16 protein-coding genes are annotated in these 20,093 nt (G+C 73.1%); 11 read left to right on the forward strand and 5 right to left on the reverse strand.

The features are described 5' to 3' along the window. Nucleotides 1–55: 55 nt before the first annotated feature. The 5 genes from AB0O91_RS10350 to AB0O91_RS10370 form a co-directional block, all read right to left on the reverse strand. Complete coding sequence (locus tag AB0O91_RS10350) at nucleotides 56–319, reverse strand: type II toxin-antitoxin system RelE/ParE family toxin (RefSeq protein WP_363429968.1); 264 nt, start codon at nucleotides 317–319, stop codon at nucleotides 56–58. Then, entirely contained in the window at nucleotides 312–581 is a 270-nt protein-coding gene (locus tag AB0O91_RS10355) for a type II toxin-antitoxin system Phd/YefM family antitoxin (RefSeq protein WP_228990445.1), read from the reverse strand. Before AB0O91_RS10355 ends, AB0O91_RS10350 begins: the two co-directional genes overlap by 8 nt. Before the next feature lie 305 nt (nucleotides 582–886). Then, the gene (locus tag AB0O91_RS10360) at nucleotides 887–1,552 is read right to left on the reverse strand and encodes an HAD-IA family hydrolase (protein ID WP_363429970.1); all 666 of its coding nucleotides are present in this window, start codon (nucleotides 1,550–1,552) and stop codon (nucleotides 887–889) included. A gap of 58 nt (nucleotides 1,553–1,610) precedes the next feature. Beyond that, nucleotides 1,611–2,084 (reverse strand): deaminase, encoded by a 474-nt coding sequence (locus AB0O91_RS10365; RefSeq protein WP_363429972.1) that lies wholly within the window; start codon nucleotides 2,082–2,084, stop codon nucleotides 1,611–1,613. Beyond that, a complete protein-coding gene (locus AB0O91_RS10370; RefSeq protein WP_363429974.1) occupies nucleotides 2,081–2,773 on the reverse strand; it encodes a RibD family protein in 693 nt (230 codons plus the stop codon). Before AB0O91_RS10370 ends, AB0O91_RS10365 begins: the two co-directional genes overlap by 4 nt. A gap of 184 nt (nucleotides 2,774–2,957) precedes the next feature. Between AB0O91_RS10370 and AB0O91_RS10375 the strand changes: the two genes are divergently transcribed. The 11 genes from AB0O91_RS10375 to AB0O91_RS10425 all read left to right on the forward strand — a co-directional run bounded on the left by AB0O91_RS10375 (nucleotide 2,958) and on the right by AB0O91_RS10425 (nucleotide 20,088). Next, nucleotides 2,958–3,794 (forward strand): methyltransferase domain-containing protein, encoded by an 837-nt coding sequence (locus AB0O91_RS10375; protein WP_363429976.1) that lies wholly within the window; start codon nucleotides 2,958–2,960, stop codon nucleotides 3,792–3,794. Between the two features lie 130 nt (nucleotides 3,795–3,924). Continuing rightward, nucleotides 3,925–5,388 carry a DUF4190 domain-containing protein gene (locus AB0O91_RS10380; RefSeq protein WP_363429978.1) on the forward strand — a complete coding sequence of 488 codons (1,464 nt, stop codon included), beginning with the start codon at nucleotides 3,925–3,927 and terminating at the stop codon, nucleotides 5,386–5,388. Nucleotides 5,389–5,580: 192 nt separating this feature from the next. Then, nucleotides 5,581–5,745 carry an SPOR domain-containing protein gene (locus AB0O91_RS10385; protein ID WP_363429980.1) on the forward strand — a complete coding sequence of 55 codons (165 nt, stop codon included), beginning with the start codon at nucleotides 5,581–5,583 and terminating at the stop codon, nucleotides 5,743–5,745. 10 nt (nucleotides 5,746–5,755) lie between these two features. After that, entirely contained in the window at nucleotides 5,756–6,202 is a 447-nt protein-coding gene (locus AB0O91_RS10390; RefSeq protein ID WP_363429982.1) for an NUDIX domain-containing protein, read from the forward strand. Between the two features lie 139 nt (nucleotides 6,203–6,341). Next, nucleotides 6,342–9,071 (forward strand): SpoIIE family protein phosphatase, encoded by a 2,730-nt coding sequence (locus tag AB0O91_RS10395; protein ID WP_363429984.1) that lies wholly within the window; start codon nucleotides 6,342–6,344, stop codon nucleotides 9,069–9,071. Between the two features lie 352 nt (nucleotides 9,072–9,423). Continuing rightward, a complete protein-coding gene (locus AB0O91_RS10400; protein ID WP_363429986.1) occupies nucleotides 9,424–11,916 on the forward strand; it encodes a SpoIIE family protein phosphatase in 2,493 nt (830 codons plus the stop codon). A gap of 82 nt (nucleotides 11,917–11,998) precedes the next feature. Continuing rightward, nucleotides 11,999–13,819 (forward strand): ABC transporter family substrate-binding protein, encoded by a 1,821-nt coding sequence (locus AB0O91_RS10405; protein ID WP_363429988.1) that lies wholly within the window; start codon nucleotides 11,999–12,001, stop codon nucleotides 13,817–13,819. A 280-nt stretch (nucleotides 13,820–14,099) separates the two neighbouring features. Beyond that, nucleotides 14,100–16,004: a translational GTPase TypA gene (gene typA, locus AB0O91_RS10410; protein ID WP_363429990.1), complete on the forward strand. Its 1,905-nt coding sequence runs from the start codon at nucleotides 14,100–14,102 to the stop codon at nucleotides 16,002–16,004. A 432-nt stretch (nucleotides 16,005–16,436) separates the two neighbouring features. Then, a complete protein-coding gene (locus tag AB0O91_RS10415) occupies nucleotides 16,437–18,083 on the forward strand; it encodes an ABC transporter substrate-binding protein (protein ID WP_363429992.1) in 1,647 nt (548 codons plus the stop codon). A gap of 141 nt (nucleotides 18,084–18,224) precedes the next feature. Continuing rightward, a complete protein-coding gene (locus AB0O91_RS10420) occupies nucleotides 18,225–19,151 on the forward strand; it encodes an ABC transporter permease (protein WP_363429994.1) in 927 nt (308 codons plus the stop codon). Next, entirely contained in the window at nucleotides 19,144–20,088 is a 945-nt protein-coding gene (locus tag AB0O91_RS10425; RefSeq protein ID WP_363429996.1) for an ABC transporter permease, read from the forward strand. Before AB0O91_RS10420 ends, AB0O91_RS10425 begins: the two co-directional genes overlap by 8 nt. Nucleotides 20,089–20,093 lie beyond the last annotated feature (5 nt).

Consider the following 20,093-nt stretch of genomic DNA (forward strand, 5'->3'; position numbering starts at 1 on the left):
TCGTCGTCCCCGCGCTGGACGGGTGCCGGACTATCCGGCGGTGCGTCAGTGGCGGTCAGGTCTCGTAGACGGTGGACCGGTGTCCCACGTGAACGACCCAGACCACCAGCTCACCGTTGTCGATCGTGTAGACGACCCGGTAGCCGCCGACGCGCAGGCGGCGTCGTTCGGGCTGGGAGACGAGCGCGGTGGTGTTGAAGCCGAGGGGGTCGCTCTCCAACTCGGTCAGCTTGGCCAGGATGCGCAGCGCCATGTCGCGAGGGATCTTCCGGAGTTCGGCCTGCGCCTCGGGACGGAAGACGGTTCGGTACTCACTCACCGCGCGCCAGTGTCTCCCTCATGATGTCCTCGATCGGGACGCCGGGAGCCGGGTTGGCCATGCGCTCGTCGATGATCCGGTTGATCTCGCGCTCTTCCCATTCCTGGTACTTGCGCAGCACCTCGATGGAGACGACGGCGGCGACCTCCTTGCCCCGGCGTGTGATCACCGTGGGCACATCGTCCCGATCGGCCCGCTCCACGACCTCGGCCAGATGTGCGCGCACATCCCGGATGGACTCTATGGGCAGTGGCTGCGTCATGCGCTCAAGCGTACCGAGTGTTCCATGTGTACACAACGGCGCCCGCAGGCGGTGCGGGTGGGGTCATGTGTGCCGGATGCGCCGGGCGGTGCGACGTTTCCGGAGGGCATGGCTCTGGGTTGAAGGTTCCGCTCCAACGTCCGACGGGTTCCGCAACTCCCGTGCCGGGGGCCGGACTTCCATGGGAAGTCCGGCCCCTTCGGTGTCCGTGCCGCCGGTTCGGCTCTCGTGGTGGTGCAGGCTCCGAGGCCTGCCGCCGCCTGCGCCGGCGGGGTGGCACGGCGACGGCCCCGCCGGCGGGTGGGTCAGGCCTGGACGGTGACGGTCAGGGTGCCGTCGGGGGCGGTGGTGACGGTGACGGCTTCGAGGGTGGGGGCGAGGGCGTCGGGGTGGTGGGCGGTGGCGCGGGGGCCGATGCCGACGACGCGCATGCCGGCCGCGCGGGCGGCGGCGATGCCGGCGCCGGAGTCCTCGAAGGCGAGGCAGTCGGCGGGGGCGAAGCCGAGGGCGGCGGCGCCCTTGAGGAAGCCCTCCGGGTCGGGCTTGCTGGCGCCGACCGACTCGGCGGTGACCAGGACGGGCGGCATCGGCAGGCCGGCGGCGTCCATCCGGACCCGGGCCAGCGGCAGGTCGGCGGAGGTGACCAGGGCGTGCGGCAGGTCGGCCAGCGAGGCGAGGAAGGCGTCGGCGCCGGGGACCTGGACGACGCCCTCGGTGTCGGCGCGCTCCTCGGCGAGCATCTGCTCGTTCTCGGCGAGGTTGACCTCGACCGGGCGGTCCGGCAGCAGGGCGGCCATGGTGGCGTGGCCCTGGCGGCCGTGGACCACGGTGAGCGCCGCGACCGGGTCGAGGCCGTGCCGTTCGGCCCAGCGGGTCCAGCAGCGCTCGACCACGGCGTCGGAGTTGACCAGGGTGCCGTCCATGTCGAGCAGGAGGGCGCGGGTGGTGAACCGGACGGGGGCGGTGGTCATGGGGACACTCCTGGGGGCGGGGAAAGGCGAGCTCTTTGTTTCTCGATGATACAAAAGATCAGTGGAGCAGGTGGGCGTTGACCGCCCGGGCCTCCTCGGCCAGCTCCGGCAGCTCCACCACCTCGACCCCGGCCGCCGCCAGCAGGGCCGTGCCCTGGCAGTCGGTGACGAACAGGTCCGGCTCGCGCCAGGCGACCACCACCCGCGGTACGCCGGCCGCGATCAGCAGCCGGGCGCACGGCACCGGCCGGGAGGCCCGCAGGCCGCAGGGCTCCAGGCTGCTGTAGACGGTCGCCCCGCGCAGCCGGGGATCGCCGGCCGGGAGCTTGGCCAGGGCCGCCTCCTCGGCGTGGTCGTGCGGGTCGCCCTCCCGGCTGAAGCCCTCCGCCAGCACCTCGCCGTCGGCGCCGACGACCACCGCCCCGACCGAGAAGGCCGTCCCGGACGGTGGGCAGCGGCGGGAGAGTTCGACCGCCCGGCGCAGGTGGTCCAGGTCGGTGGCGGCGGGGCGGTTCGGCGCGGGGCGGTTCACGGCGCGGGCTCCTTCGGGGCGTACCTGAGCAGGACGACGTCGCCCACCGTACGTGCCTCCAGCAGCCGCATCCGCCGGGCCGGGCCGCCCGGGAACCCGGCCGGGCGGACGAACCGCGGCGCCTCGGCCTGGCCGACCAACAACGGGGCGACGGCGAGCTGGAGTTCGTCCGCCAGCCCCAGGGCGAGGAACTGGGTGTGCACCCCGCCGCCGCCCTCGACCATCAGCCGGTGCACCCCGCGCGCGCCCAGGTCGTCCAGCACCGCGCCGAGGTCCACCGCGGCGCCGAGCGGGACCACCTCGGCCAGCCCGTCGAGCCGGGGCCGCAGCACCGCCGCGCCGGCCTCCGTGGTGTAGGCGAGCTTGGCGCCGCCGGTGTGCCAGAAGCGCAGGTCGGCGTCCAGCGCCCCGCCGGCGCTGAGCGTCACCTTCAGCGGGTGCTCCGGGCGGCCGGCGGCGACCCGGGCGGCCCGGCGGGCGGGGTCGTTGACCAGCAGCCGGGGGTTGTCGGCGCGCAGCGTGTTGCCGCCGACCAGGATCGCGTCGGCGGCCGCCCGCTCCTGGTCGACCCGGTCGAAGTCGGCGGCGTTGGAGAGCAGCAGCCGGTCGGGGGAGGCGTCGTCGAGGTGGCCGTCGAGCGACACCGCGGCGCTCAGCAGGACGAAGGGGCGCTGGCCGGGGCCGGGCATGGGCGGGACCGTTCTGTCGGGGCCGTTCGGTCGGGGCGCCTCCACGGTACGGCGGCCGGGTGCGGTCGACACGCCGGGTGACCGCGATGCGAGACAGTTCTTCTCGGCATCCGGATGAGGCGTAGCGTCGGGGTGTCGCGGAAACGGCACGACGGAACACCGACCACGCCCCCAGGGGGGACCCATGACCGGACCACAGCCCGCCGCCTACACCCACGGCCACCAGGAGGCCGTGCTGCGGTCGCACCGCTCCCGCACCGCCGCCGACTCCGCCGCCTACCTGCTGGACCGGCTGCGGCCCGGGCAGGCGCTGCTGGACGTCGGGTGCGGTCCCGGCACGATCACCGCCGACCTGGCCGAGCTGGTCGGCCCGACCGGCCGGGTGGTGGCGGTGGACACGTCCGCCGAGGTGCTGGAGCAGGCCGCCGGGTACGTCGCCGGGCGCGGCCTGTCCAATGTGGTGTTCGAACTCGCCGACGTCCACCGACTGCCGTACCGGGACGGCGAGTTCGACGTGGTGCACGCCCATCAGGTGCTGCAGCACCTGGCCGACCCGGTGGGCGCGCTGCGCGAGATGGGCCGGGTGACGGTGCCCGGCGGGCTGGTGGCGGCCCGGGACGTCGACTACGCGTCGATGACCTGGTTCCCGGAGGCGCCCGCGCTGGACCGCTGGCTGGCGCTGTACCGGCGGACGGCCCGGGCCAACGGCGGTGAGCCGGACGCCGGTCGGCGGCTGCTGTCCTGGGCCCGGGCGGCCGGTCTCACGGACGTCACCGCGACCACCGGCACCTGGACCTTCGCGACGCCCGAGCGGCGCGAGTGGTGGGGCGGACTGTGGGCGGACCGGGTGACCGGCACGGCCTTCGGCCGGACGGCGGTGGAGCGGGGCTTCGCGGACCGGGACGAGCTGGCGCGGATCGCGGACGGCTGGCGGGAGTGGAGCGCCGCCGAGGACGGGTGGTTCTCGATGCTCCACGGGGAGGTCCTGGCCGTGGTCCGGGCCGACGGGCCGGGGCGGTGACGGCCGGGCGGGCCTTCGGAAAGATCGGGTAAAGTCGCGCGACCGTTCGATCGGGCCGCGCCGGCCCGGTGGCGGTGTCACAGCCGAAGCACCGAGTCGAGGCCCGCCCCGGCGGGTCGGGGGAGTCCACGTGTCCGAGCCTGAGTCCGGGCCGCCCACCGTTCCGGGACCGGACCCGCGGGTGGACTTCCGCAAGGAGCCGGACGTCGGGGAGCGGGAGCCGGCGGCCGCCGAGGAGCCCGGCCGGGTGGCGGCGGAGCCGGAGCCGGCGCCGACCGGTCCGACCGGGCAGGCCCCCGCCGACTGGGCGCCGCCCGGACCGGCGGCGCCTCCCGTCCCCGGCCCCTCGCAGGCCCCGCCCCCGCCACCGCCTCCACCGCTGCCCGCCGGCGGCTGGGCCTCGGCGGCGCCCTCCGCCGAGCCCGGCCCCGGGCCCGACCGTTCACGCCCGAACCCGCAGCCGCCGCACCCGTACCCGCCGTACGCCCACGGCCCGTACCCCGGCGGCCCGTACGCCCACGGCCCCTACCCCTACCAGCCGTACGCCCCCCGGCCGGAGCCCCGGACCAACGGCTTCGCCGTCGGCTCCCTGGCGACCGGTCTGACCCTGCTCTCGCCGGTGGCCCTGGTGTTCGGGATCATCGCGCTGTCCCAGATCAAGCGCCGCGGGCAGCGCGGCCGCGGCATGGCGGTGACCGGTCTGGTGCTCGGGGCGGTCGGCACCCTGCTGCTCTCGCTCGCGCTGGGGGCGGGGGACTTCGGCTCCGTCCGGGACGGCCGCCCCGGCCGGTACGCCCAGGAACCGCCCGCCGGGGCGGTCCGCTGGTCGGCCCTGAAGGCCGGGGACTGCTACACCTCGCCCGAGGTGGCCGGGAAGACCGACGGGAACGGTGACGAGACGGTCTACTGGGTGCGCCGGGTGGCCTGCTCGGAGCGGCACAACGGCGAGGTGGCCGGCACCGCCCGGGTGCCGGACGCCGGTGGCCGGTACCCGGGCGAGGCGGTCGTGCGCGAGCGGGCGGCCGCGCTGTGCCGCACGGTGCTGGACGACTACGCGCTGGACCAGTGGGCCGTCCCGGACGGCATGGACGACGTCTACCTCTACCCGAGCGCGGGCAACTGGGCGGTCGGCGAACGGTACGTCACCTGCGCCTTCGAGGACCCCGACGACCAGCACCTGGGGACGGTCCGGACCGACCGCCGCAGCCTGACCTCCGTCCAGCTGGCCTACCTGGAGGCCATCCGGGGCTTCAACACGGCCTACGGCGACGAGCCGAAGAAGGACCTGACCACCGCCGAGGCCGAGTACCGCGCCTGGGCCCGGCGGATGGCCACCGCCTCCCGGGCCGAGGCCGCCGCGCTGCGCAGGCCGACGGCCGAGTGGCCGACCGACATCCAGCCGAAGGTCGACAAGCTGGCCGAGGCCCAGTCCCAGGCGGCCGCCGCCTGGGACGCCGTCGCCACCGGGGACGACCCGGCGGGCGACCTGCGCCGGGCCCGGACGCTGGTCGCCCGGACGGTGCCGGTCAGCGTGGACATCCGGCGCTCGCTGGGCCTGTCCACCGGCGAGCAGGCGCCCGACCTGCGGGCCTGAGCTCCGCGGCCCGCAGGCCCTCGGGCCCGCGGGCCGGGTTACCCGGCGTTAACCCGGCCCGTACCTGCCGGTAGCGAGCGGCCCGTACGGTCACCGGTGTGCCCCGGCCGGACCCCCACGCCGGCCGGGGCGCCGCGGCCGGGGCGCCGCGGTCGGGGCAGCGCGGCGGACCCGTGCCGGTACCCTCCCGGCATGGGCACCTTTCGGGTGATGCGGCAGGACGACAACGGCAACCGCTTCCTGGTCGCCGCGGGCCTGGCCGAGGCGGAGGCACGGCGGCTGGCGGCCGAGTTCGAGGCGCGCGGCCACAAGCAGCTGTACTGGGTCGAGCCCGAGGGCGCCGCCCCGGCCCCGTAGGGTCGGGGGCATGGACCAGGCCCGTGAGATCCCCGTCGAGCCCCCGCCCCGGATCGTCGTCGGCGGCGTGCTGATCCGGGCCGGCCGGGTGCTCGCCGCCCGCCGCAGCGCCCCCGCCGAGGTGGCCGGTCGCTGGGAGTTCCCCGGCGGCAAGGCCGAGCCCGGCGAGACCGAGGCGCAGGCGCTGGAGCGGGAGCTGCTGGAGGAACTGGGCGTACGGGCCCGGGCGTTGCGGCGGTTGCCCGGCGGCTGGGCGGTGCGGCCGGGGCTGGAGCTGCGGTTCTGGGCCGCCGAGCTGCTGGCCGGCGAGCCGAGCCCGTTGGAGGACCACGACGAGCTGCGCTGGCTGGCCCCGGCGGAGCTGGACGGGGTGGACTGGATCGGGCACGACCGCGAGGTGCTGCCGCACGTCGTCGCGCTGCTCGCGGCGGCCGACGACGCGCAATCCGCCGGATAGGTCAATCGGACAAGACGACCCGGCGGCCGGGATAGCCTGGGTCCTGCTGGGTATGTCACTTTTCGGCACTATTCGTCACCGGTCGGTGAGCCGTCCCAGCCGGCGAAGCCGATCCCGACCAGAGCCGGAGGCCCCGTCGGTGTCGAGTACCGGGAACGGCGGCGGGGGAGCGCGGCAGGGGGGCGCCGCGGCCCGCGCCCGACTGCGCCGCGCCGCGCGACCGGCCGCCCCGCAGCCGCCGTCCGGCCGGCGGCGCGGCGAACCCGTCGGCCCGGGGGCCGCGCAGCCCGTCCAGCCGGCGCCGACCCTGGCCGTCCCCGAGTCCGGCGTCCAGCCCGGCCCGCGCAGCCGCCCCGGCCGGCCGTTCCCCGGCGGACCGGCCGACGCCCGGCAGGGCCTGGGCGCGCCGCCCGGCGGCAGCCTGCTGGACATGCTGCGGGTCGCCATCGCGATCCTGGACACCGCGGGCCGGGTGGTGCTGTGGAGCCCGGCCGCCGAGGAACTGCTCGGCTGGCCGAGCGAGCTGCTGGTCGGCCGCCGGATCGAGGAGCTGATCCCGGACCAGGAGCAGGTCGCCCGGATCCGGACGGCGGTCCAGGACACCCTGCGGCACGGCCGCTGGGCGGGCCACGCCGAACTGCGCGACCGGGACGGCCTGCCGGTCGCCGTGGACGCCCGGATCTCCCTGCTGGTGGACGGCGACGGCACCCCGTTCCTCCAGGTCAACCTGGCCGAGGCGGCCGCCGTACGGGCCGTCGAGCGGGACCTCGCGGTGCGCGACGCGCTGTTCGAGCAGTCCCCGCTGGGCATCGCCATCATGGACACCGACCTGCGCTACACCGCGGTCAACCAGACCCTGGCCGAGATGAACGGGGTCGCCCTGGCGGACCACGTCGGCCGCACCACCGGCGAGACCCTGCCCGAGCGCGCCGCCGACGAGATCACCGCGATCCAGCGCCAGGTGCTGGCCACCGGCGAGCCGGTCATCGACGTCACCCTCGCCTCCCCGGTCACCACCCGGGCCGGCTACCGCTCGATCTCGTACAGCCGGATGACCGACCGCTCCGGCCGGGTGCTGGGCATCTCCGGCACCGTGATGGACGTCACCGAGCGGTACCGGGCGGTGGCCAAGGTCGAGCACGCCCGGCGCCGGCTGTCCCTGCTCAACGAGTTCGGCTCCCGCGTCGGCGACCTGCTCGACGCCGCCCGGATCGCCCAGGAGCTCGCCAGCTCCGTCGTCCCCCGGCTGACCGACCACTCCGCGGTGATCCTGCTCCAGGCCGTCGCGCACGGCGACGACCTCCCCCGGCACGGCCACGACCGGCGCACCTCGCTGCTCCAGCTCGGCACCGCCTCCGTCCAGGACGGCCCCGAGGTCGAGGTGATGCTCCGCCGCGGCGCCCGGATCACCTTCGCCGAGGACTCCGCGTGCGGCCGGGTGCTGCGCACCGGCGTGCCCGAGCTGCTGTCCGGCGCCGACCAGCTGGACGACGTCACCTACCCCGGCGACCCCAAGATGCAGGCCGCCCACGACCTGGGCGTGCACTCGATGCTGGTCGTCCCGCTGCGCGCCCGCGGCATCGTGATCGGCCTGCTGCTGGTCAGCCGGGCCGGCTACCGCGAGGGCTTCGACCGCGACGACCTGGCCTTCACCGTCGAGCTCGCCGACCGGGCCGGCAGCTCGCTGGACAACGCCCGGCTGTACGCCCGCGAGCGCACCGCCGCGCTCACCCTGCAGCGCACCCTGCTGCCGCAGCAGGTCCCGCAGCCCACCGGCGTCGAGGTCGCCTACCGGTACGTGCCCGGCAGCAGCGGCACCGAGGTCGGCGGCGACTGGTTCGACGTCATCCCGCTGCCCGGCGACCGCACCGCGCTGGTGGTCGGCGACGTGATGGGCCACGGCCTGCGGGCCGCCGCCACCATGGGCCGGCTGCGCACCGCCGTCCGGGTGCTGGCCGCCCTCGACCTGCCCCCGGACGTCCTGCTGCGGCACGTCCACGAGCTGGCCGACGACCTCGCCCAGGGCCCGGACGAGGCGCTGCTCGCCACCTGCGTCTACGCCGTCTTCGACCCGGGCACGGCGATGCTGACGGTCGCCAAGGCCGGTCACATCCCGCCGGTGCTGGTGGTGCCGGGGGAGGAGGCCGTGGAGCCGACCCGCACCGGCGGCCCGCTGCCCGGCGGCGTCGGCCGGATCCTCGACCTGCCCTCCGGCGCCCCGCTCGGCGTGGGAGGGGTCCCGTTCGAGTCGGTCGAACTGAAGATCCCCGAGGGCAGCCTGCTGGCGCTGTGCACCGACGGCCTGGTGGAGTCCCGGGACAAGGACCTGGACGTGGGCCTCGGCCGGCTGGTCACCGTCCTCCAGACCCCGCACGCCTCCATCCAGGCCGCCTGCGAGGCGGTGCTGGACACCATGGAGCAGGGCCGCGAGCCGGACGACGTCGCGCTGCTGCTGGCCCGGCTCGGGCACGGCCAGGCCGGCACCCCGACGGTCGGCTGGACCCTGCCCGCCGAGCCCACCGCCGTCTCCCGGGCCCGCCGGCTGGTCCGCGCCGCGCTCGCCGAGTGGGGCGTGGAGGACCTCACCGACACCGCCGAGCTGCTGGTCAGCGAGCTGGTCACGAACGCCGTCCGGTACGCCAGCGCCCCGATCGGGGTCCGGCTGACGCTCGGCGAGACGCTGCTGGTCGAGATCTCCGACCCGCTGCCGGACCCGCCCCGGGAGCGCCACGCGGCCGAGGCCGACGAGGGCGGCCGGGGGCTGGAGCTGGTCCACCGGCTGGCGCTGCACTGGGGCGCCCGGGCCGAGGGGATCGGCAAGGTGGTCTGGTTCGAGCTCGCCCTGCCGGGTAATGAGTCGGGCGAGTGACGCGAGTAGAGCCGCAGGAGAACAGTGCTGCATATGCCATCGGGCGCCCTGGGGGAGCGCGCGCTCCGGCAGGGGGCGCGGGCGTGGCATTGTGGTTGCGCGGGCGGTAGGACAAAAACCTTCGCCCGATCTGATGTTGTGATGTTGAGGGCGTGTGAACGTACCCCTCGATGATGAATACTCGGTCTTCTCGACATCCGGACGGTCGCGGGTTGGAGGGGTCGGTCCGTTGAACAGCACTCCGGCGCGGAACGCGCCGAGCAGCAGCGGTCATGCCGCTGTGCCCGGGCAGGCCGGTTCCCCACACCTGCCCGCAGCCGCGGGACCGCCCGTCCCGGGGGGAACCGACCCGGTGCGCGGCGCCCACCCCACGGCCGAACCCAGGCCCTGGGGCGCCGGGGACCCGGGCTCGATCTACGACTACATCCGGGTCGCCACCTTCGCGATCGGCCCCGACGGGCGGATCAGCCAGTGGAGCGAGCGCGCCGCCGAGTTCTTCGGCGTCCCCGCCGTCGAGGCCGTCGGCGCCGACCCGATCACCACCTTCGTCCCCCGCGAGCTCTGGCAGCGCGGCCGCACCCGGCTGGAGCGCACCCTGGCCGGCGAGGAGTGGGTCGGCACCACCCCGTACCGGGACGCCGCCGGCGGCGAGGGCCTCGCCGAGCTCTACCTGATGCCCGACAGCGCCCTGCCCACCGCGGGTGCCACCTGTCTGGCCGTCGACCTCGGCCGGCTGCGCCGGATCGAGACCGACCTCGCCGCCTCCGAGGCCGTCTTCGGGCAGACGCCCACCGGCTTCGTGCTCTTCGACGACCGGCTCCGGCTGCAGCGGGTCAACGACGCCTTCGCCTCCGGGATGGGCCTGGTCCCCACCGACCTGGAGGGCCTCACCGCCCACGACCTCTTCCCGTCGTCCGAGGCGGACCGGCTCACCGCCGCCCTGCGCAAGGTCCTCGCCACCGGCGAGCCCGTCTTCGACCTGCGCTTCCACAGCGCCGTCCCGACCCGCGAGGGCAACCGGCTCTGGGCCGTCTCGCTGTACCGGCTCAACGGCTCCGCCGGGCAGCCGATCGGGGTCGCCGGACAGGTCTCCGACGTCACCAGCCGGCACGTGGCCGAGCGCGAGGCCGACGGCGTGCGCCGCAACCTCGCCCTGCTCAACGAGGCCAGCGCGCACATCGGCTCCACCCTCGACCTGGAGACCACTGCCAAGGAACTGCTCGACGTCGTCGTCCCGCCGTTCTGCGACCTCGCCACCGTCGACCTGTACACCGCGCTGCTCTCCGGCGAGACCGTCCCCAGCGCCGGCCGGCTCGGCGACACCGTGCTCACCGACGGCAGCGGCGAACTGCGCCGGGTCGCCGTCTCCAGCGTGATCGGCGGCGCCTCCTCGGTGCTCGGCTCGGTCACCGGCCTGCCGATCGCCGAAGCCGGCGGCACCCTCTGCTACCCGCGCCGCTCCCCGCACGCCCGGGCCCTGCGCACCGGCCGCAGCGTCGTCCCCGAGCCCGGCCGCGACCCGCTGCTGCGCTCGACCCTGATCGTCCCGCTGGTCGCCCGCGACCAGGTGCTCGGCCTCGTCCAGCTCTCCCGGGCGATCGGCAGCGAGCCCTTCGACGCCCGCGACGTCGCGATCGCCGAGGAACTCGTCGCCCGGGCCGCCGTCTGCATCGACAACGCCCGGCTCTACCGCCGCGAGCACGAGCGGGCGCTGATCCTCCAGCGCAGCCTGCTGCCCCCCGGCAACCCGGCCGCCAGCGGCCTGGAGATCGCCTGCCGCTACCTGCCCAGCAACAACAACACCGAGGTGGGCGGCGACTGGTTCGACGTCATCCCGCTGCCCGGCAACCGCACCGCCCTGGTCATCGGCGACGTGATGGGCCGCGGGCTGCGCGCCGCCGTCGCCATGGGCCAGCTGCGCACCGCGGTCCGGACCCTGGCGATGCTCGACCTCGACCCGGCCGAGGTGCTCGGCGCGCTGGACGAGATCGCCCGCGGCCTCGGCGACGACTCCGTCCCGGCCGGCCCGCCCACCCCGTACGGCCGGCTCACCTCGACGGCCGACGAGGAGGCCCGCGAGGTCTACCTCGCCACCTGCGTCTACGCCGTCTACGACGCCGTCACCCGCCGCTGCGTGTTCGCCAACGCCGGCCACCTGCCGCCCGTCCTGCTCAGCCCGGGCGAGCCCGCCCGGATGCTCGACGTGCCGCCCGGCCTGCCGCTGGGCGTCGGGGGGGAGCCCTTCGAGGAGGTCGAGCTGACCCTCCCGGACGGCGCCGTGCTCGGCCTGTACACCGACGGCCTGGTGGAGAGCCGCAAGCACCAGCTGGACGAGGGCCTGCGGGCCTTCCGGGCCGCGCTCGCCGACCGGGGCCGGGGCCTCGAGGACCTCTGCGACCACGTCCTCGGCGAACTCGACCCGCACCACGGCGAGGACGACATCGCGCTGCTGATGGCCAAGGTGCACGCCTTCCCCGACGACGCGGTCGGCAACTGGTTCCTGCCGCCCGAGCCCACCTCCGTCGCCAAGGCCCGCGAGCTGGCCTGCAGCTGGCTGCTCGCCCGGGGGCTGGACGAACTGGTGGACACCACCGAGCTGCTGGTCAGCGAGCTGGTCACGAACGCCCTCAAGCACGGCCGGGGCGAGATCCGGCTGCGGCTGCTGCGCGACCGCAGCATGGTCTGCGAGGTCTGGGACGACGGCTACGCCCAGCCCCGCCAACGGCGCGCCCAGGAGACCGACGAGGGCGGGCGAGGCCTGCAGCTGGTCAGCCTGCTGGCCGAGCGCTGGGGCAGCCGCCGCACGCCCAAGGGCAAGATCGTCTGGTTCGAGCTGGCGCTGTGAACAGGGCCGTCCGGGTGCAGTAGCCCGGCGGCCCGCCGTGTCGGCACCGGCCGGGCCGGGCGGGCGGCGTTCGATGGCCGCCATGCGCGTCCGCCAGCTCACCGCCGCAGCCGTCGCGCTGCTGCTCGCCGCCGGTCTCGGCGGCTGCTCCGACGGCCCGGCCCGCGGGCCCTCGGCCGCACCGGCCCAGGCCGATCCCACCGCCGCCACCGGGGACGTCCGACCCGCCGACCGCGACGCCGTCCGGGACGGCGGCACGCTGCGCTGGGCACTGGACGGCGTCCCGACCACGCTCAACGTCTACCAGCGCGCGGCGGGCGCGGACGCGGCGCTGCTCGCGCACGCGCTGTACCCCTCGCTGTTCCGGCCCGACGAGCACGGCCGGCTCGTGCCCGACCCGGACTACCTGGCCGGCGCCGAGTCCACCCCGCCCGGGCAGCAGCCCCAGGTGGTCACCTACCGGCTCAACCCGCACGCCGTCTGGAGTGACGGCACCCCGCTGTCGGCCGCCGACCTCACCGCCCAGCGGGCCGCCCTGTCCGGGCTGGACCCGGCCTACCGGGTCGGCCGGGCGGCCGGGTACGACGCCATCGACTCGGTCACCCAGGGCAGTGACCCGCACGAGGTCAAGGTGACCTTCCGGCGGCCCTACGCCGAGTGGCGGGCGCTGTTCGGACCGCTCTACCCGGCCGCCGAGACCGCCGAGCCGACCGTCTTCGACCGGGCGCTCACCGGCACCGGCCACCTGAGCGCCGGGCCGTACGCGCTCACCCGCTACGACGCCGACGACGGGAAGGTCACCCTGGAGCGCAACCCGCTCTGGTGGGGGGACCGGCCGAGGACCGACCGGATCGACTTCCTGGCGACGGCGCCCGAGCGGCGGCTGGACGCCCTGGACCAGGACCGGCTGGACGTCGCCCCGCTCACCGCCGCCGTGGACCGGGCGGCGCCGGCCAGGCCCACGGCGACCCCTACGGCGCCCCCCACGGTGAGCGCCACGGCCACCGCCGGCGCCCCGGCCGCCGCCCCGCCCGCCGCCCCGCCGGAAGCCGCCGTGCTGGCGCTGCGGCGCGCCGAGTCGCTGCCCGGGGTCACCGTCCACCGGGCGTCCGCCGCCTCGCTCACCCAGCTCACCCTGAACACCACCCGCGGCCCGCTCACCGACCCGACCGTACGGCGGGCGATCGGCCGGGCCGTCGACCGGCGGCGGATCGCCGAGGCCGCGCTCGGCCCGCTCGGCCTGCCCGGTGCCCCGCTCGGCAGCCACCTGCTGGCCGCGGACCAGGAGGGCTACCGGGACGACAGCGCCGCGGCCGCCCCGGCGGACCCGGCGCTGCTGCTGGACGAGGCGGGCTGGAAGCTGGCCAGCGGCCCCATCCGGGTCAAGGACGGCCGGGAACTCACCCTGGGCCTGCTCGTCCCGGCCGGCTCCGCGACCGCCGGGCGCACCGCCGACGCCCTGGCCGCCGGCCTCGCCGAGTACGGCATCGCGGTGCAGACGCGCACCGCCCCCGCCGAGAGCTTCGTCGAGGAGCAGCTGACCGCCGGGGAGTACGACCTGGCGCTGTTCTCCTGGCCGGTCGGCCCCAGCCCGGCCGCCGAACAGCGCGCCGTGTACGCCAAGCCCCGGCCGGACGCCGACGGCGCGCCCGAGGTCGGCCGCAACTACGGCCGCGGCGGCACCGAGGAGATCGACCGGCTGTTCGACCGGGCGGCCGCCGAACTCGACCCGGCGGCCCGGCTGGACCTGTTGACGGAGGCGGACGTGCGGATCTGGCAGCTCGGCCACTCGGTGCCGCTGTACCAGCGGCCGGAGCTGGTCGGGGTGCGCTCCGGGGTCGTCGGGGTCGGGGCGTTCGGTTTCGGCTGGCCGCGGTTCCAGGACGTGGGCTGGAAGCGCTAGCCGTCCGGGCGCCCGACGGGGGAGGAACGGGAGGGTGCCGGGACACGGCCGGCGGGTGAAGAGGGTGTGACCCCGTTGTGATCTTGATCCCGCCCGACCTGCCCGTTTCTGCCCCGTCGGGCGCTTCCCCGTACCATAGGGAAAAGCCGAGGCATGTCCAGATGCCCGGCGGGTGGACCGGTAGTAGCAGGCGGAACGGGTGGCGGCGGCCGAGGGCCGCAAGTGCGCGTCTCGCGGCCGGGCCCGCCGTAACCCACGATTCCGGGAGAATCCGCTAGGCATGCCCACGCGCAACGACATCCGTAACGTCGCCATCGTCGCCCACGTCGACCACGGCAAGACCACGCTGGTCGACGCCATGCTGAAGCAGGCCGGCGCCTTCGCCGCCCACCAGCACCTCGACGACCGCATGATGGACTCGAACGACCTGGAGCGCGAGAAGGGCATCACCATTCTCGCGAAGAACACGGCGGTCAAGTACCACCCGAAGGACGGTGGCGCGCCGATCACCATCAACATCATCGACACCCCGGGCCACGCCGACTTCGGTGGCGAGGTCGAGCGCGGTCTGTCGATGGTGGACGCGGTCGTCCTGCTGGTCGACGCCTCCGAGGGCCCGCTGCCGCAGACCCGCTTCGTCCTGCGCAAGGCGCTCGCCCAGCGCCTGCCGGTCATCCTGTGCATCAACAAGACCGACCGTCCGGACTCCCGGATCGACGAGGTCATCAACGAGACCTACGACCTGTTCCTCGACCTGGACGCGGACGAGGAGCAGATCGAGTTCCCGATCGTCTTCGCCTGCGCCCGTGACGGCGTCGCGTCGCTGACCAAGCCGGAGAACGGCACCGTCCCGGCCGACAGCACCAACCTGGAGCCGTTCTTCTCCACCCTGCTGGAGCACGTCCCGGCCCCGAGCTACGACGAGGACGCGCCGCTCCAGGCCCACGTCACCAACCTGGACGCCGACAACTTCCTCGGCCGCATCGCGCTGCTGCGCGTCGAGCAGGGCGAGCTGCGCAAGGGCCAGACCGTGGCCTGGATCAAGCGCGACGGTTCGATCCAGAACGTCCGCATCTCCGAGCTGCTGATGACCGAGGCGCTCACCCGCAAGCCGGCCGAGGTGGCGGGCCCCGGTGACATCTGCGCCGTCGCCGGCATCGGCGAGATCATGATCGGCGAGACCCTGGCCGACCCCGAGAACCCGATCGCGCTGCCGCTGATCACGGTGGACGAGCCGGCCATCTCGATGACCATCGGCACCAACACCTCCCCGCTGGTCGGCCGCGGCGGCAGCGGCAAGGGCGCGGACGCCAAGGCCGGCGTCAAGGTGGACCGCAAGGTGACCGCCCGTCAGGTGAAGGACCGCCTGGACCGCGAGCTGATCGGTAACGTCTCGCTGCGCGTGCTGGACACCGAGCGCCCGGACGCCTGGGAGGTGCAGGGCCGTGGTGAGCTGGCGCTGGCCATCCTGATCGAGACCATGCGCCGCGAGGGCTTCGAGCTGACCGTCGGCAAGCCGCAGGTGGTCACCAAGCAGGTCAACGGCAAGACCCACGAGCCGGTCGAGCGCCTCACCGTGGACGTCCCCGAGGAGCACATGGGTGCCGTCACCCAGCTCATGGGCATCCGCAAGGGCCGGATGGACAACATGTCCAACCACGGCTCGGGCTGGGTCCGGATGGAGTTCGTCGTGCCGTCCCGCGGCCTGATCGGCTTCCGCACCGAGTTCCTCACCAACACCCGCGGCACCGGCATCGCCCACTCGATCCACGAGGGCCACGAGCCGTGGTTCGGCCAGCTGACCACCCGCAACAACGGCTCGCTGGTCGCCGACCGGGCCGGTGTGGTCACCGCCTTCGCGATGACCAACCTGCAGGAGCGCGGCGTGCTCTTCTGCGACCCGGGCACCGAGGTGTACGAGGGCATGATCGTCGGCGAGAACTCGCGCGCCGACGACATGGACGTGAACATCACCAAGGAGAAGAAGCTCACCAACATGCGTTCCTCGAACGCTGACGTGGCCGAGTCGATCGTCCCGCCGCGCAAGCTCTCGCTGGAGCAGTCGCTGGAGTTCTGCCGCGAGGACGAGTGCATCGAGGTGACCCCGGAGACGGTTCGCATCCGCAAGGTCGTGCTGGACGCGAAGGACCGCGGCCGCACCGCCTCGCGCGCCAAGAAGGCGTGATCCGGACGGCTTGATCGGCCTTTGGCCGGAATGCTTCGCCCCCCTTTCCGATGGAGAGGGGGGCGAACTTTTTCAACTACTCCAAGTTGTCGGGGCGGCTATTCACCGAATAGCGCTCATCACACCCAGGTGTCCGCTGAGCGAACGTGACAGTTCGTCATCCGTGACGACTGTCCGTTTGGTGCCTGTCTGGCTATGTCTCAAATGTCCGGTTTTCGAAACTTACCGACTGTTCATGTGACCTAATTGAGATCGTCACTGGTCACTTTCGTGTCCGTGCGTGACGGATAGTGGGTGCAGTCAGGCTCGGGTCAAGGGTGAACGCGCAGGGGTGCGCGCCGAAACCACGAGCGCGGACGGCAATGCGGGCCCGGTGATCACCGTTCCGCCTTGCCCTCCTCGTCGCAAACGTCGAATTCAGGAGGCACACCGATGCGTGGTGTGAGCCAGGCCAAGTGGGTTGTCGCAGCTGTTGCTGTCGCGCTCGCCGCGACTGCTTGTAGCAGCAGCGGCAGCAGCGACTCCTCCGGCGGGAGCTCGGACAGCGCCGCGGTCGACCCCTCGGGCACGTTCAGCTTCCAGAGCGCGGAGCCGCAGCGTCCGCTGCAGCCGGCCAACGCCATGGAGAACCAGGGCGGCCGTATCGTCAAGCAGCTCTTCACGGGCCTCGTCGACTACGACCCCGCGACCGGTGCGCTGCGCAACCAGGTGGCCGACAAGATCGAGACCACCGACGCCAAGAACTACACCGTCACGCTGAAGTCCGGCTGGACCTTCCACGACGGCACCCCGGTCACCGCCAAGTCCTTCGTGGACTCCTGGAACTGGTCCGCCAACCCGGCCAACAACCAGATCAACTCCGACTGGTTCTCCGACATCGCCGGTTACGACGCCGTCCACCCGGACAAGGGCGACCCGACCGCCAAGGAGATGACCGGCCTCAAGGTCGTCGACGACACCCACTTCACCGTCGAGCTGACCCAGCCCGTCTCGTACTTCACGTACAAGCTCGGCTACTCGGCCTTCTTCCCGCTCCCCACCGGGTTCTTCACCGACCCGAAGGGCTACGGCGAGAAGCCGGTCGGCAACGGCCCGTACCAGTTCGTCTCGTGGGAGCACAACAAGGCGATCACGCTGAAGGCGTACGACAAGTACACCGGCACCAACAAGGCGAAGAACGGCGGAATCGTCTTCCGCAACTACACCTCGCCCGAGGCCGCGTACAAGGACCTCATGTCCGACACCCTGGACGTGCTGGACCAGGTCGACTCGACCGACCTGCCGAAGTACAAGGACGACCTGGGCAAGCGCGCGATCGACCAGGCCCAGGGCGCGATCCAGAACATCTCCTTCGCCATGTACCAGCCGGAGTGGCAGGGTACGGACAAGGCCAAGGTCCGCCAGGGCCTCTCGATGGCGATCGACCGCGACACCATCACCAAGACCGTGCTGAACAACAGCCGTCAGCCCGCCGACTCGTTCGTGGCGCCGGGCGTCATGGGCTACAAGGCCGGCACCTGCGGCGACGCCTGCAAGTACGACCCCGCCAAGGCGAAGCAGCTCATCCAGGACGGCGGCGGCGTTCCCGGCAACAAGATCACCATCCTCTACAACTCCGACGGTGGTCACAAGGAGTGGGTGGACGCGGTCTGCAACTCGATCAAGCAGGCCACCGGTGTCGAGTGCCTCGGCGACCCGAAGCCGGACTTCAAGACCTCGCGTGACATCGTCACCAAGAAGCAGGTCCAGAGCATGATGCGGACCGGCTGGGTGCAGGACTACCCGCTGAACGCGAACTTCCTGCGTGACGTCTACGGCACCGGTGCCGCGGCGAACGACGCCAGCTACTCCAGCCCGGAGTTCGACGCGCTGGCCAAGCAGGCCGACGCCGCCACCACGGTGGAGAAGACCGCGGAGCTGTACCAGCAGGCCGAGGCCGTCCTGGCCAAGGACATGCCGGCGATCCCGCTCTGGTACTACAAGACCAACTCGGGCTACTCCAACAACGTCCAGAACGTGAAGTTCAACTCCTTCGGCGACCCGGTCTACACCGACGTCGAGGTCAAGAAGAAGAAGTAATCGGTCGGCACCGCCTGACCCGGTGACAACGGCCGGTGCCCGTCCCATCCCCACAAGGGCGAGGACTGGCACCGGCCGTTGGCACGCCGACTTATCTCTTGCCGGGTTGACGGGCCCGGCAGAGTCATACATGGAGGCACGATGGGGCGCTTTGTCGCGAGGCGACTGCTCCAGATGATCCCGGTGTTCCTCGGAACAACCGCACTCATCTTTTTCATGGTGCACGCGCTGCCCGGTGACCCGGTGGCAGCGATGTGGGGCGACAAGGCGCCGGACCCGGTGCAGCTCGCCGCGCTGAGGCACCAGATGGGCTTCGACAAGCCGCTGATCGGTCAGTACACCGATTACATGGGCAAGCTGCTCACCGGCGACTTCGGCACCGCCCTGGACGGACGGCCGGTGATCGACAAGATTACCGAGGCGCTCCCGGTCACGGTCCGGCTCGCGCTGTTCGCGTTCGCCATCGAGATCGTGCTGGGCGTCGCGATCGGCCTGTTCGCCGGTCTGCGCCGCGGCCGGGCGTTCGACAAGGGCGCCCTGGTCTTCACCCTGCTGCTGATCTCGATCCCGGTTCCGGTGCTCGGTTTCATCTTCCAGACGATCTTCGCGACCAACCTCAAGTGGGTCACCCCGACCGTCCAGGACAGCAACGACATCACCCAGCTGGTGCTCCCGGCGGTCGTGCTCGGCTCGCTCTCGCTGGCCTACGTCGCACGTCTCACCCGTACCTCCATAGCCGAGAACATCAAGGCCGACTACGTCCGCACCGCGGTGGCCAAGGGCCTGCCGCGCCGGAAGGTGATCGGCACCCACCTGCTGCGCAACTCGATGATCCCGGTGATCACCTTCCTCGGCACCGACCTGGGCGCCCTGATGGGCGGCGCGATCGTCACCGAGGGCATCTTCAACGTCAAGGGTGTCGGTAACGCGCTCTTCCACGCGATCAACCTGAAGGAGGGCGCGACGGTCTCCGGCTTCGTGGCCTTCCTGGTGCTCGTGTACCTGGCCGCCGGCCTGATCGTCGACCTGCTTTACGCGGTCCTGGACCCGAGGATCCGTTATGCCTGACCTGACCGAGAAGAAGACGGCCGAGGAGACCCCGGCCCAGGCCACCGCCGTGGTGGCCGCCGCCAAGCCCGAGAAGCCGCGCAGCCTCGGCTCCGACGCCTGGCACGACCTGATCCGCAAGCCGATCTTCGTGATCTCCGCGCTGCTGATCCTGCTGCTGATCGTCATCGCCATCGCCCCGGGCCTGTTCACCTCGGTGGACCCGCGCGCCGGCGACCTGCGCAACCACTACCTGTCGAAGCCGGACTACGGTCACGTCTTCCAGGCGGACTGGTTCGGCTACGACCTCCAGGGCCGCAGCATCTACGCCCGCGTCATCTACGGCGCCCGCGCCTCGGTCGTGGTCGGCATCTGCGTCACGCTCGGCGTGACCATCCTCGGTGGCATCACCGGCATGCTGGCCGGCTACTTCGGTGGCTGGGTCGACACGATCATCTCCCGCATCACCGACATCTTCTTCGGCATCCCGCTGCTGCTCGGCGCCCTGGTGATCCTCAACGCCTTCACCTCGCGCACCGTCTGGAGCGTGGTCTTCGCGCTGGTCGCCCTGGGCTGGACCCAGATGACCCGTGTCATGCGCGGTTCGGTGATCACGATCAAGCAGTCCGACTTCGTGACGGCGGCCAAGGCGCTCGGCGCCGGCACCAGCCGGATCATGTTCAAGCACATCCTGCCGAACGCGATCGCCCCGGTGATCGTCGTCGCGACCATCGCCCTCGGCGGCTACATCGCCACCGAGGCGACGCTGAGCTTCCTCGGCATCGGTCTGCAGGACCCGACCATCTCCTGGGGTATCGACATCAACTCGGCCCAGAAGGTGATCCGTACGGCGCCGTTCGCCCTGTTCTTCCCCGCCGGCATGCTGAGCCTCACCGTGCTGGCCTTCATCATGCTCGGCGACGCGGTGCGCGACGCCCTCGACCCGAAGCTCCGCTGAGAGAA

It is taken from the genome of Kitasatospora sp. NPDC089797, assembly GCF_040684795.1.
Classification (GTDB): domain Bacteria; phylum Actinomycetota; class Actinomycetes; order Streptomycetales; family Streptomycetaceae; genus Kitasatospora.

What these genes read in the sequence shown, in the direction of transcription:
- AB0O91_RS10355 (WP_228990445.1), bottom strand. Translation starts at nt 581, where the DNA reads ATGACGCAGCCACTGCCCATAGAGTCCATCCGGGATGTGCGCGCACAT.
- AB0O91_RS10360 (WP_363429970.1), bottom strand. Translation starts at nt 1,552, where the DNA reads ATGACCACCGCCCCCGTCCGGTTCACCACCCGCGCCCTCCTGCTCGAC.
- AB0O91_RS10370 (WP_363429974.1), bottom strand. Translation starts at nt 2,773, where the DNA reads ATGCCCGGCCCCGGCCAGCGCCCCTTCGTCCTGCTGAGCGCCGCGGTG.
- AB0O91_RS10375 (WP_363429976.1), top strand. Translation starts at nt 2,958, where the DNA reads ATGACCGGACCACAGCCCGCCGCCTACACCCACGGCCACCAGGAGGCC.
- AB0O91_RS10385 (WP_363429980.1), top strand. Translation starts at nt 5,581, where the DNA reads ATGGGCACCTTTCGGGTGATGCGGCAGGACGACAACGGCAACCGCTTC.
- AB0O91_RS10390 (WP_363429982.1), top strand. Translation starts at nt 5,756, where the DNA reads ATGGACCAGGCCCGTGAGATCCCCGTCGAGCCCCCGCCCCGGATCGTC.
- AB0O91_RS10405 (WP_363429988.1), top strand. Translation starts at nt 11,999, where the DNA reads ATGCGCGTCCGCCAGCTCACCGCCGCAGCCGTCGCGCTGCTGCTCGCC.
- typA (WP_363429990.1), top strand. Translation starts at nt 14,100, where the DNA reads ATGCCCACGCGCAACGACATCCGTAACGTCGCCATCGTCGCCCACGTC.
- AB0O91_RS10415 (WP_363429992.1), top strand. Translation starts at nt 16,437, where the DNA reads ATGCGTGGTGTGAGCCAGGCCAAGTGGGTTGTCGCAGCTGTTGCTGTC.
- AB0O91_RS10420 (WP_363429994.1), top strand. Translation starts at nt 18,225, where the DNA reads ATGGGGCGCTTTGTCGCGAGGCGACTGCTCCAGATGATCCCGGTGTTC.
- AB0O91_RS10425 (WP_363429996.1), top strand. Translation starts at nt 19,144, where the DNA reads ATGCCTGACCTGACCGAGAAGAAGACGGCCGAGGAGACCCCGGCCCAG.